Source organism: Lysobacter brunescens, assembly GCF_042677005.1.
GTDB classification, from domain to species: Bacteria; Pseudomonadota; Gammaproteobacteria; order Xanthomonadales; family Xanthomonadaceae; genus Lysobacter_I; species Lysobacter_I brunescens.
Map to the genome: position 1 here is coordinate 725,865 of NZ_JBHTIF010000001.1, position 12,892 is coordinate 738,756.

Sequence of the window (12,892 nt, forward strand, 5' to 3'; positions counted from 1 at the left end):
CCCGGAGATCTACTGGGCTCCATCTGTGGCAGTGCCATTCGGCCCTCATTCCGCTGTGATCTTCGAGTTTCCGTATCTGTTCAGAAACTCCAGGTGGTCGGCAAGGTAGATCTGCGATGCATGCACTCCCTGCACAGCGAAGAGATCATGGTCGTGCTCCTTGTCGAGCTGCCTCTTCTTTCTGACACCGATGTTGAGGCCCAAGGGCTTCAGAGCAGATGCGATGTGCTTGACGGCACCCTGATCCTTGAGCGCCCCATTGAATCGGAATCTTTTTTCCATCATTTGCATCTTGTCGTTGTTCGCCTTCACTTCCTTGTTTGAGACCTCATCCTTGCACAGGGCAGCCGCACAGATGAGAACGCTCACCGCCAGCTTCGCATACCGGTCATTCACCTCAACGACTTTTTCCTGACCTTCAGCATCGGCCGATGTCGAATCGATCTTCAACATCAGCTTTCCATTCTGCACGTAGATATAAACGGATGGACGATAAAGCTGGGGAGGACAAGGAAGGCGCTCTCCCGGTCGAATTCTTCTGTCGACCTTGATCATATCGCTCCCCAAATATGCGGCCAGTGCCGAGTGTGCGACGAGATACGGCGCGGACATTAATCGTTCGCGCGCAGTCGCGATCCGCTCGGTGGTCCTTTCGGACTTTCCGCCATCGAAGCTGTCTTCGTAGAAGTCAAGTTCACAGCCGCCCCCTGCAGGAATCGGTATTCCGATCAATCCCAACTGGCGGAGACGTATCAGCGTTTGGAATTGATCTTCCTGCAGCCCGAAATGATTCGACTTTTCCTCGTTGCGATTCGATGCATTCGCATCAATGGTTTTGTAGATGACATTCGACTTGAATATTTCACGCAGGAGTTCAATTTTCCGCTTTGTGATGGCTTCTGCCTCATCGCCCCTGTTAGGCAGAAACGAAGGAACAGCGTAGAGCAGATGGTCCTGACATGAAATCCTAGCCCCCCTTTCGATCGCCGAGCGGACATCGGATTGTCTTTTACGATTGCTCAGTTCCGATATCTCACGCCCGATCTCGACGACACAACGCGGATAGGGCAATGCATGCCTCAGGACACGAGAGAGTGCATCTTCGCCTGCCACTTGGCAGCCATCCCTGAAGAAGGCCTTCAGACGCTGCTCCCTGGGATCGACGGTTTCATGAACTTTCGCGGACTTTCCATGCCCCTCCTCCGATGGCGGTCGCTGGTTGACTTCCATCCAAAGCTGCACATTGGAGTCGAATACCGATTCGAGGTCGTCCCTCGTGTACTCCAGACTCAAGGTGTAATCCTTCAACTGCGCGTCACCCTTGTAAGCGCTTTTGAGTTCGCCCCTTACTGTCGCATATGCGACGATCCGATTGTTGCTTTTTTCCCACAACTTGATGACCGCGTCAGCCAAACCACATTGTATGGCAGTCCATATTTCGATGGTGTCGGCGACATCGATTCCCTTGCCAGGAACAGAACCGTCCCCTTTGCCGCCAACGAATTCGCCGATGTTTTCGACCAGCGCGGCACCATTTTCGTCACAGAAGCTTTCGTCTATCGAATCAATCAGGATGACAAACCTACGATCGCCGGGAAGCGAGCCTAGATCTATGAGCTCTGCTGTTGACTCGAAGATATGAAAATCATGGTGGGCCTGCACCAGTCTCGAGATGATCCGGCTGAGGAATTCGCCCTTCTGATCCTCAGCATACATTCTCCATACTTCGCCGACCAAATCCTTCTGTACCGGACTTGCCTCCTGCAGGTAGACCCGGCAAAACTCATCGTAGGTCTCTTCAACGCGATATCTAGGCGCCATGTGATGCCTGGCGAGTCTGATCAGCGACATGCACGCAATCAGAAAGTAGAACAGCGAGAACCATGCCCTCACGCTTCGATACATGTTCCTGCTTCGTGCCGGAATGCGGATGCTCTGGCCAGTGAGAAGTATCGAATGACCTTTTCGAAGGTCATGCGCATATGGCGCGAAGACAAGACTCAGCTCTTCCTCGAACTGCTTGAGGATGGCTTCCTTGCACCGCAACAGCAGTGTCTTTCCCGAACCTTTCGATCCAATCAGGATGTAAGGCCTCGATAGCAGATCTTCAGGATTTCGGATAACGTAGTTCGGGATGAAACGCCGGATCTTGTCCGGTCCGAAAAGCTTGTTCATCACCTGCGGCAGGTTCTCGAAATTGATTGACCCTGCGTCATTCGTCCATGGTTCCAGCATGCCCCCCTCCCTAGGCGGTTTTCAAGCTCATGTCGTACTGCGGTTTCTTCCTGATTCTGCACAAGCACACTGCATCATTCAACCTAAAGACAACGCCAATCTTGCATAGTCAGATGTGATGAGTTTTGCTGCAGCGCGGAATATATCGACGCAGGCACTGCACGAGCATCATTCAATACCTCTGGCATCATTTGCCAGCATCGCATCCTGACTTCCTCCAAGCGTTCAACACAGGCATGGCCAAGCAGAAGCGCAAGACGCTACCGAAGAACTTCGGCGAGATGCTCGACAATGCACCACTCGACGACCTGATCGCGGTCTTCGGCGCTTGCGATCTCGAATCTACCGGCGGCTACGGTAAGAGTACCGCGCTCGGCTTCTACAACTGCCCGGATGCGCTGGTCGAGTGGCTGGTCGCACAGGGCGCCGACATCAACGCCGCCGATGCGTATGGGCGCACGCCGCTGCACCATCGCAGCGCCAGCTGGAAGGGCGGCGTCGATCGCCTGCTCTCGCTCGGTGCGGACATCGAAGCACGGGATGACCGTGGGCATACACCGTTGCATGCAGCCGCCGAAAGCCACAAGTCCGCCTCGGTTGACGCGCTTCTGAAGAAGGGCGCGGATCCGCATGCCAGGACCACCAGCGGTGCCACACCGCTGGAGCTGGCCCTAACCACAACCCGCAACATCGACATCGTCGAGACGGCGAAACTCGCGGAGGCCCTGCTGACCACGGGCGTCACGGTGACGGACACGATGCGCGCCGAGGTCGAGCGCATCGGACGCGAGTTCGAGTTCCACCGCGCCGGCTTCAATCCCGAGTTCCTGACGGAAACCGACGACAGCCTCCACACGCTCTATCGCCTGTTCGCAACCCGACCGGCGGCGCAACGGGTGATGCACGACGGCGTCTCGCCGATCCGCGTCGCCGCGATGGACTGGCCCGACCAGCACCAGGCGCTGTGGGAACTGCTGGTGCCCTCCTCCGGCGCAGCCGCCACCGTGCAGGGCGAGGCGATCCGCATCACCGGGCGCCTCTCGCAGGAAATCCTCGACAACGGCGGCGTCAACTGGAACGCGCACTTCAGGGCGATGCTCGACGCGTTCGTCGCGCATATCGCCAGCGGCACCTCGCTCCCGCACGACGCGGTCGCGGACGCACGCCGCATCGCCACGGGACTGCGCCATGGCAAGGGCGACGTCGACCAGCTACGCAGGCTCGCCGAACTCGCGGTGCACTGGGTGATCGCCAATCCCGACCCGATCGCCCTCTTGCCTCCCACCTACGCGCGCTGAGCGGGCAGAGCTCGCAGGTGGCTGCAACCAGCGGCTACGTTTGCACCGAGCGCATCGACCTTACCCTCTTTCGACCAGCGCCCCCATGCCTCGCCAGTCGGCGTCGTGGAACTTGCGCAGGCGCTCCATCGTCGGTTGACCGTCGCGCAGGCCGTAGAAGGTGAGGGCCGTTCCGCCCATGATCGCTGCGCGCATCGGTGCATCCACTTGCAGGTCGTTGTCGAGGAAACTCGCGAAGTCGTCGATGTAATGGCGCCAGCGCGGCTGGGCCGCCAGCATGCTCCAGTCCGATCCGTACATGACGTGCTGCCAGACACCGTCGCGCTTCACCATCTGCATCTGCCGTGCGAGCCGGCGGCGCACGTCGGCACTGCCCATCATGTGTTCGTAGTAGCTCAGGTCGGTGTAGACCTGTCCCGGGAAACGCGCCATCGCCGTCGCGACCTGCTCGCGCCAGTCATTCGGTTCGTCGGCCTTGTGGTCGCCGCCCATGTGGCCGAGGTTGATCCGCAGACTGGAACGACCGGCGGCCATCTCCCTGCCGTAGCTGCCCAGCACGTCTTCCCAGAAACGTGGCGCGGCGAGCTTGCCGGAACCGGAATAGGCCTCGTTGGAGTCGGAAGTGTGGGCCATCACCGGGACGCCGAGTTCCGCGCAACGAGAGTAGAAATCGTGCAGGATCGCATCCAGCTGCGGCCGCGTGGCGACGGGCCGGTTGCCCGGACACTGCTTCAACGTCGGCTGCGTGATCTGCGCGTTGTCGGCCGCGCTGAACCCCATCGGCGGATATACCTTGAACGCGATGCAGCCGTATTCCTCGACCGCACGTCGGATGTAACCCGCGTCCGGGTCGCAGGCGGCGCGCAGCGGATTGAACGGCGCCATCGCATGCACCCGCCCCTCGGTGGCGAGCGCGATCTCACGCATGACGTCCATCTGACGGTCGATCGGAGAACGCGTACGCCCGCGATTGCTGTTGGCGTCGCCGAGCCAAAGGTCGAAGTCCACCATCGCCGGACACAGCAGGTCGACGCCGGTCTTCGAGTCGCAGCCATAGGCCTGCAGCATCGTCCACGCGTTCTCGATCCGGAAACGGAAGAAGGTCTTGAGGAAGCTGATGATGGCGGACACGCGGCCGTCGCCGGCTTCCTCGGCGCGCAGCGCCTCGATGATGCCATCGGGGCTCTGAAGCTGCTGGCGCAGCGACCGGGCGCTCTTCTCGGCACTGGTGCGCGGCGTGCCCTGCTCCAGCCTGCGGAAGAATTCATCGACACGCACCTCCGCATCGTTGGCACGCAGCAGACCCTTGCGCGCGGCCGCGCCCGCATCGAATGCGTCCAGCCGCTGCCAGAACTCGACAAAGCGCATGTCGCTGTCCTTGCCGACGCCCTGCAGCGTGGCCGACAGCGGATGCGGCGCGACGAGCGAGCCTTCCTGGGAACCGATGCCCAGCCCATCGCTCTTGTCGCGACTGCGAAGCCAGCGCAACTCCTCGTCGGCTGTCGGCGCCAGCTCCCACGCCAGCGCCTGGACGATGTCGCCGATCAGGTTCACCGGGCTCAGATCGGGCTGGCGCAATCCGACCTGATTGACGAAGCCGGCGATCTGCAGATCACTGCCATTGAAGATGTGGCAATGCGCATCGATCACCACCTGGCCGTCGGGCCGCGCGTACTGCGGACAGCTCGGTGGTTTGACAAGGCGACCACGGCAACCGCCGGCGAGGGCGAGCGCACCGAGCGCAACGCCGGACTTGAGGAATTTGCGACGGCTGTACATGCGCGACGACCTCCCTGTGTGGACCTCAACGTGACGCGAGCGCTCGCCGTGCACACCGCGAGCGGCGATCCCTGCATGACCGAGCATACGCGATCTGGCGGTATCGATGCGGTCTCATCATCGACCGCATCCGGCGTCATTACGGTGTCCCTGCGCATTGCCGGGCGTCGCGCCCCCGGCGCAAGCTTCGTCTGCGCTGTCGGCAGAGCTAGACGAGCATGACTTTGTTCTGCTTCAACATGACGGAATTCCTTGATTCGCCCGACGCGCACCGAGGGCGCCGTTAGGGATTCCAGCAACGCATCGCGCGCAGGCGCGTCAAGGTTTGCATCGCAATTCGCACCAACCTTGACGCGCCGAGCATGGTGCGAAAGTGGGACGACAACGGGGCACCTGCCTGAGGATATGAACCCGGCTTTTTTTCGCACTTAGGTATCGGCAAAACAATTTCGGTTGCGACCCTCGGCCTTTGCACGGAAGAGCGCCTGATCGGCCAAGGTGAGCAACTCAGCCAGAGTGGCAGGTGTATTCGGCAGTGCGACGACACCGGCGCTGAACTGCAACGGGTACTCGGGGGCAAGAGCAAGACGCTCGGATGCGGCGGCAGCGCGCAGCCGCCCCAGCACGTCGGCGGCGCCATCGCGGTCAACGCCCTGCAGCACCAGCAGGAACTCCTCGCCGCCCCAACGGCCGAACAGGTCTCCGGGACGCAGCACGGCCTTGACCACACTGGCGAACCGCTGCAGAGCTTCGTCGCCGGCATCATGGCCATAGCGGTCGTTACAGGACTTGAAACGATCCAGATCGAGCAGCGCGATGTGCATCTGCTGGCCTCGCGCCAGGGCGTGCTGCATGGACTCCTGCGCCCGCGCCTCGGTATAACGCCGATTCGCGACACCGGTCAGCGGATCGGTGAAAGCCATGCGGCGATACAGGCGCCGATTCTTGACCAGCGTGACAACGAGGACGCTCAGCAAGAAAAGCACGATCAGCCCGGCGCCAATCAACAGGCGGTTGCGCTGTTCCTTCTCGTCGGACTCGCGTTTTTTTTGCTCGAGGGACTGCTCCAGCTGATCGACACGGAAGCGTGCCTGGATCAAGCGGCTGCTGCGCGCTCCGGTGCTGCTTTCGTGTTCACGAAGCAGAAGCAGTGCCGACTTGAGATCGGCAATCGCCTCCCGGTCGTTGCCAAGGGCTGCGTGGGTTTTCCCCTTGGCCTCGTAGAAGAGGTAGCCGTTGTAGCCGACATCCGATCCCGGCCAGTCACGCTGCAAGGACGCGAGCACGAACATGGCCTGACGCGGGCGGCCGGATGCGAGCAGGGCCGATGCGTAATGGATGTTCGTACTGTATTCGGTCACGTGGCCAATACCCTTGAGTTGTCGAAGGCTGGCGCTGCAGGTGCGCAGCGCGTCCTCCACCCGGCCCAACTGGCCCTGCACTTCACAAAGCCCGGCCTCGGCGTAGGCAACGGCCAAGGGGTTGTTGGCTTGGCGTGCCGCTATCGCGGAGCGGAGGAACTGCTGCTCGGCCATCCGCAACGATCCCGTGTTTCGCTGATGAGCCCAGGACAGGGCATCCATGAACAATTCGTTGGCCGCCATGTCATGCATCGCCTGCGACTCGAAATAGCGAAGCGCCGCCTGGCTCAGTGCCCGCCCATAGCGGGTGTCGGTTCTGAGCGCCACCTGGCCCAGCACCGAAGCCGCCTCCGCGCGCACCCACGCCAGCGTGTCAGTGTCGGCATCGCGATAGGCCTCGGAAGCCAGCTGGAATGCCACGCCGTTCAACTCGACGTGATCGGCCATCACTGAGGCAAGGCGAACCTTCAGGCACAACGTCGCGGGCTGACGGGGAGGCCGAGCTGCCAGCTGACGATGCAGCCCTTCGATGGACTCCCGATTCGACTGCGACAGCACTGCGCCGTACAGACCAGCGATCTGCAAATGCAGCCGCGCGGCGTGGCCTGCAGGCAGCGCCGCCGCGCCTTTGATCGCGAGCGGCAACTCGGTCGTTTGCTGACCGATCATCCGCTTGGCCTGGGCGCGCGCGGCTTCGAGCCACGCTCGCTTCTCGGTCGAAAGGCTGCTGCTCGGGCGCAATGCCTGCTCGATGGCTTGCAGGGCCCGATGCGGCTGGCGGCCGATGTCCTTGGCAAGGGCTTCGATTTCGGCATCGCCGCTACCCAGGCAACTCGCCGAGGCCGGCACCCCAATGGCGAGCAAGCAGGAAGCAAGCACAAAGCACTGTAGAGACAGTCTCATGCGAATCGTGCCTCGCAGAATTGGCCCGCTACGAGCGACATGGAACACCGCGATTGCTTGCGCCTTGAGATCAGTCTGTCCGGTATGCGGCGCTTCCGCAAGCGCCGGTTCGAGCGCAGACCTCATGCCCACGGCCCGGGTCGAGGTCATGGCGGAACTGCGCGGTACGCGGTTGATTCCGCCGTGCGGCGCTTCGATGGATTGCAGAGGAAGCGATCGGCGAGGGAACCGGTGAACGTCATGCGATCCGTGAGCGATCATCTGGCAAGCAACGCAAGCATGAACCGGGCGCGGGAACACCCCGCGCCCAGGCACATCTCACGCGGCCTCTCCTTCCAGCGGCACCAGGCGGTTGTTGGCATCGTATTGCAGGCCGCAGACCATCGCGGCCATGCCGCGCAGCGCGGCCTGCGGTCTGACGCCGGTGGATTCACACAGCGCGATGAACTGCGGCGGGACTTCGACGAGCAGGACGTTGGGCTGCTTGAGCATGACGGCATTCCTTGATTCGCCCGACGCCCACCGTGGGCGCCGTTGGCGATTCAACACCGCATCGCGCGCAGGCGCGTCAAGGTTTGCACCGCAACTCGCCACGACTTTGACACGCCGAGCACGGTGCGACAGTGGGACGACGACGGGGCAAGCACTTCGATTCACTCTCCGCCAGTGTCGCAGGACGGGTCTTGTACACACCTTGATCCGCGTCAAGCACCAGCAGTGTCTATACCGGAAGCTCCCCGGGACGTTCGCGATGCGCCTTGCGGTTTGCGGCTTCTTTCCGACGGGCTTGGCCCGCCCTACGGCGCTTTTCCCTTCTACGCAGGAAACGCAACCGCCTTACGGGCTACGACGCTTAAATCCACTCTATGGCGCTACCTACTCACTTGGTTTTGGCACCAGCAAGCAACTGCAGGATCTTGGCGTAACGATTCCAGTTTGCAGGAGATTCGGTTGGGATAGAACCATCGTTGTAGAAGAAAAACAGGCCAGGATCATCCGGCATATCAGGAATATCGTAGATCGCCAGCTTGCGCAAAGCGGAAATAGTTCGAGCATTGATCGCTATGCGATCAGGATGATTATCGTAATCAACCCACTCTTTCGAAGTAACCCCAAGCGGCTTGTAGTTTCGGTTAAGCACAAGCCATTTGCCATCTTTAGTCTTTTGAAGGCAATACGGGAGATGAGTGTGTGCAACGCGGCCGATGGGCATATCCATTACATCCATTAGAGAAATAATATTGCGGAATTCTCACCAGCAATTATTGTTTAACAACAATGCCTGTAAGCGAACAAGAATACGATAGATAGAAGATTTCCCTACAGTTTTTGAAAGGTAACTGAAAAAAGAGAACGATGCCTTTTCAACGTGACCGTTCTGCAAGGGGAACTCGAACCGCCATTACAACGCAAGTCACTCTGTGCAAATTAGACGATATAGGCGGGGCGATCTCCCTAGATGCAAGCGCCTCAGCGCTTAGCACGTCTAGGGCGATGTTTATCATGAAAAAACATCACATCTGACCTGCCTTCCGAAGTCCTAATCGTCATCCTCTTCCTCCTCATCGTTCTCATCACTATCGTCCTCATAGTGCTCATCGTCAGCATCAAAGTACTCTTCGTCCATATCATCGAAGTCGAAATCATCAGCGATATCATCGTCTGAGTCGAACTCAGCATCAGCGTCAATGTCCTGCTTCAACTTGAACATTGGGGGGAGACGGCGGTCAGGGTCGTAGAACTCGACATCAGCGCGGAGCAGTGGCCCGAAGTGCGGATCGTTTCTTATATAGCTGATCCTCCTATTACCAAGCCAATTTCGACGTCCCGCCTCATATGCAAGCAACCATGATTGCCCCTTGAGAGCGGTCGAATTCGCGTGAGGCTCAAGATACTCGATCGGAACTTCCTTCGGCGCGAGTCCACTGTAATGTAGATCCAGCAGAACTAGCGTGCAAGCCGGGCTACCCATCTTGGCAACTTCCAAAACTGCGGCATCTGTGAGGGTTACCCCGAGCTCCTTGCTTATCCACAGAAGCCATGCAACTTCACCATGGTGATCAGAAGCTGCGCATGAAAGCAGGAGATTATTACAGAATCGCGTTACTGCCTCGTGATCTATGTCATAGCCATGAAATTGATACGTAGCCAAGAAGTGGGCAATGATCTGAATTGTGTTTGGGAATCCATACCCACATTTATACAGGTAGGCTTCTAAAACATCCCAATTTGGTTTCTTAACAATCATCGAAGACAATTGCTTTAGGCCGTACTTGACGATGCTCTCGTCCTTAAAGCGCCTCTCCAGAGACAGCAGCACCTCAAAATAGTGGTGAAGATCGTTGCGCTGCGCACGCCGCTTTGGACCTATGCGGAGCTTCTTGACAGAGAACTTCCACGAGTCCTCCACGATATCTTGGACTTCTACGATTCGCGTCTTGGCTGGGTTGATCTGAAGCTCAAAAATGCCGGCAGCCTTAATTATGGCAGCCAAGGCCCGTTCTGCGTCACTTCGTTCATTGAAGAAAAGATAGAAGTCGTCGACATATCGAAACCCAGCAGGCTTGGCTCCCAAAGAAGATTCGACCTCAAGATCGATAGCGACGCCTATCGTCTCAGCAATGATGTGAGAGGTATCGGGGCCAATGGGCAGACCAATGGTCTGGCCATCCTGTGTTGTTTGGCATCGAACGTCTATCCAGTTCCCGAAGAACTCATCGGTTCTTTGCCTGTTTGCCTTTGCGATCGCCTTGCTGTGAATAGCCCATGGGATCGAGTGCGTATAGATCGTCGGAAAGAAGCTTGAGATATCAGTAACTAGAGCGAACCTAAAGCCTGCTGATGAAGTTACCTTGTCCTCCTGCAGTTCACTGAACTTGGTTAACTTTATTGCACGGAGTGTTCCGCCCAATGATGGAATACTACGAGATGATGTGCTCTTCTCGTAGTGCTCATTAATCTCATTCCAGTACCTGCTTACTTTCTTAGCAAGATGATAGAAGCCGATAGGATTCAGGATTGCTGTGTTTCTCCGGTAGTACGATGACCGCGGCACGGAGAACCTTTCAGCCATAGTCATAGGGATGTTTGCTGGCCAATCATCCTCGTACTCGTCACGCTTGTCGCTAAAGCTCGATGTAGTGAAGCCTGGCGGAAGCTGAATTGGAAAGTATCCACGGCTAAGGAGATCATCAAAGAGAGGCATAGCATCTGAACTCTGTGCGGATTAAAAATGGATGGAATCGAAAGCGACCAAGCCTGCCCTGACGCGATCACGCTACCGGAGCGACTCTTTCGATGTCGCTGCGGAAATCATTCGCTTGCCCATGACATCAAAAAACCTGCCAGTGAAGGATCGCGTAAGTGCAGCGAAACCCATCATCTCGTATCACGACAGCCATGCTGACTGATAATAGAGTCCTATACCGCCGTCGCAGGATGTGTTCTCTACACTCACAACTACCCTGCAAAATCAAGGGCCAGCGGAATGAGCCTAGCCTGCAGTGCTATCCAGCATAAACGACCGGGAAGAGACAGACACCCGTCCCCCGACGGTGTCCATCCCTTCCCGGTAATCCCTCCAGGGGCATGGCAAGACGGTGTTGCGGTGTGCGTGTTGCGGGCGCGGCGGTGGCTCAGCTGACGCCGGGGTCCGGGTTCGCGATGGCGGTGTTCGGCGGCATCGAGAGGATCTTCTCCAGTCCTTCCTCGAAGGTCATGCCTGCGGGCATCAGATCGGGGCGCAGGACCCAGGCTTCGATGTTGTAGGCGCCCTGGTTGTCCTTGAAGGCGTCCTTGCTGTCGTAGGCGAGCACGTGGGCAGTGCCGGCTTCGCTGGCCTGCAGGTACAGCAGGCCACCGGGCTTGTTGCACGGGAAGAAGGCCTTGCCCTGCGGGTAGTACTTGGGCAGGCGGCCGTCGCTGGCGCCGCTCTCGAGCTGGAAATCGTCGTGGTAGAGCGGGCCGCCCGCCTGCGGCAGGCAGACCAGCACGCCGCCTTCGTCGATCGCGTAACCGCCGTCGTGGGCCTTGCCCCAGCCGTCGCGGACCTTGGTGTCGATCTTGTCTTCGTCGAAGGCGTCTTCCAGCGCCTTCAGGCTCTCGTTCCACGCATCCATGATCGGTGCGGCGGCTTCGTCGGTGGCGATGTCGACGGTCTCGTCGACGATCTTGTTGACGACGTTGACGATGCCCTTGATGAGCTTGACGTTGACGGTGGAGAAGGAGGCGCTGCCGGCCATCTCGCTGATGCCGAAGTAGTCCTTCGCTTCCAGGCCGGCGATCTGCGCGCCTTCGGGGTCGTTGGACGACACGCCGATCATGATCTTGAAACCCCAGTAGCTGGTGTCGGCACTGGACGGCAGGGTGACCGTGCTGCTGGGCGGGGTGCTGGTGCTGTCGCTCATGTTCGTCTCCTTCGAAGGTTATCCGTTCAAACCCAGGTCGCCGATGCTGGACGTCGGCGGTGCATCGCTCAGCCGATCGAAGATCTGCCACTGCATCTGGCCGGGCGGGCTGCGCATGGTGCGCAGGATGTCGATTTCCAGCGCATAGGCGCCGTTGTTGTCGCCGTAGGCGTTGTCCTTGTCGAACGCGACGACGATGAGGCCACCGGGCCGGGTGGCGGCAGCGGTAATGACGCTCGGCTTGACGTGGTACAGGAAGCCGGAATTGAGTTCCTTCACCGACCGCGGCCAGTACTGCGGCTGCCGGCCGTTGTCGCGGCTGCCGTCGGCGGGACGCGTGTCCTTGCTGGAATAGATCGGGCCGGCCGCTTCGGGCATGCACAGGATGACGCCGCCTTCATCGAGCTTGTACTTGTTGTCGCCCGGGTCCTTGCCGAAGGGATTTCGGCGCTTGTGCTGGATCGGATTCTCGTGCACTGCCTGCTTGATGGTGGCGAATGCGTCGGCCCATGCGTTCGCGAACGGCCTGGCGGCGGCATCGTCCGGATACAGCAGGCTGTTGCTGCGCGCCAGCAGCGCATTGGCCAGGCCGACGATGCCCGGCACCTGCCGCATCTTGCTGTCGGTGAAGGCACCCATGCCGTTGTGGTTGCGGGCCTGGTTCACGATGACCTGATCGCCGGGATGCAGGCCGTCGATGAGCACGCCGGTCGGCGAGTTCACCGGTACGACGACCCAGATCTTGAAGCCGAAGTAGTCGTCGGTGTCGGGAAGCGCGAGGCTGCTGCCGATCGTGGTCAATGCGTCCATGTGTCGTCCTGTTTTCCGTTGCCGATCCGTGCGCGCGGCATGCGGGTCGCCGCGCCGTTGGATGCAATGTAGGCCCGGTGCGGCGCGCACACGGCATCAG

General features: G+C 59.4%; 9 protein-coding genes. 1 reads left to right on the forward strand and 8 read right to left on the reverse strand.

The annotated features are described in order from the left end of the window. Positions 1 to 45: 45 nt before the first annotated feature. A complete protein-coding gene (locus tag ACFQ0E_RS03055; protein ID WP_386822223.1) occupies positions 46 to 2,235 on the reverse strand; it encodes a hypothetical protein in 2,190 nt (729 codons plus the stop codon). A gap of 236 nt (positions 2,236 to 2,471) precedes the next feature. Here ACFQ0E_RS03055 and ACFQ0E_RS03060 point away from each other — a divergent pair, with 236 nt between their 5' ends. Beyond that, positions 2,472 to 3,533 (forward strand): ankyrin repeat domain-containing protein, encoded by a 1,062-nt coding sequence (locus ACFQ0E_RS03060; protein WP_386822224.1) that lies wholly within the window; start codon positions 2,472 to 2,474, stop codon positions 3,531 to 3,533. A 60-nt stretch (positions 3,534 to 3,593) separates the two neighbouring features. Here the strand turns inward: ACFQ0E_RS03060 and ACFQ0E_RS03065 are convergent, their stop codons facing one another. The 7 genes from ACFQ0E_RS03065 to ACFQ0E_RS03095 form a co-directional block, all read right to left on the reverse strand. Next, positions 3,594 to 5,312 (reverse strand): amidohydrolase family protein, encoded by a 1,719-nt coding sequence (locus tag ACFQ0E_RS03065; protein WP_386822225.1) that lies wholly within the window; start codon positions 5,310 to 5,312, stop codon positions 3,594 to 3,596. A 428-nt stretch (positions 5,313 to 5,740) separates the two neighbouring features. Next, a complete protein-coding gene (locus ACFQ0E_RS03070; RefSeq protein ID WP_386822226.1) occupies positions 5,741 to 7,726 on the reverse strand; it encodes a GGDEF domain-containing protein in 1,986 nt (661 codons plus the stop codon). 168 nt (positions 7,727 to 7,894) lie between these two features. Continuing rightward, positions 7,895 to 8,068, reverse strand: coding sequence for a hypothetical protein (locus ACFQ0E_RS03075; protein WP_386822227.1), 174 nt, complete (start codon positions 8,066 to 8,068; stop codon positions 7,895 to 7,897). Between the two features lie 388 nt (positions 8,069 to 8,456). Then, positions 8,457 to 8,795 carry a hypothetical protein gene (locus ACFQ0E_RS03080; protein WP_386822228.1) on the reverse strand — a complete coding sequence of 113 codons (339 nt, stop codon included), beginning with the start codon at positions 8,793 to 8,795 and terminating at the stop codon, positions 8,457 to 8,459. Positions 8,796 to 9,116: 321 nt separating this feature from the next. Next, positions 9,117 to 10,781: an RNA-directed DNA polymerase gene (locus ACFQ0E_RS03085; protein ID WP_386822229.1), complete on the reverse strand. Its 1,665-nt coding sequence runs from the start codon at positions 10,779 to 10,781 to the stop codon at positions 9,117 to 9,119. 430 nt (positions 10,782 to 11,211) lie between these two features. Next, a complete protein-coding gene (locus ACFQ0E_RS03090) occupies positions 11,212 to 11,982 on the reverse strand; it encodes a hypothetical protein (protein WP_386822230.1) in 771 nt (256 codons plus the stop codon). A gap of 18 nt (positions 11,983 to 12,000) precedes the next feature. Further along, positions 12,001 to 12,792 carry a hypothetical protein gene (locus tag ACFQ0E_RS03095; RefSeq protein WP_386822231.1) on the reverse strand — a complete coding sequence of 264 codons (792 nt, stop codon included), beginning with the start codon at positions 12,790 to 12,792 and terminating at the stop codon, positions 12,001 to 12,003. Positions 12,793 to 12,892 lie beyond the last annotated feature (100 nt).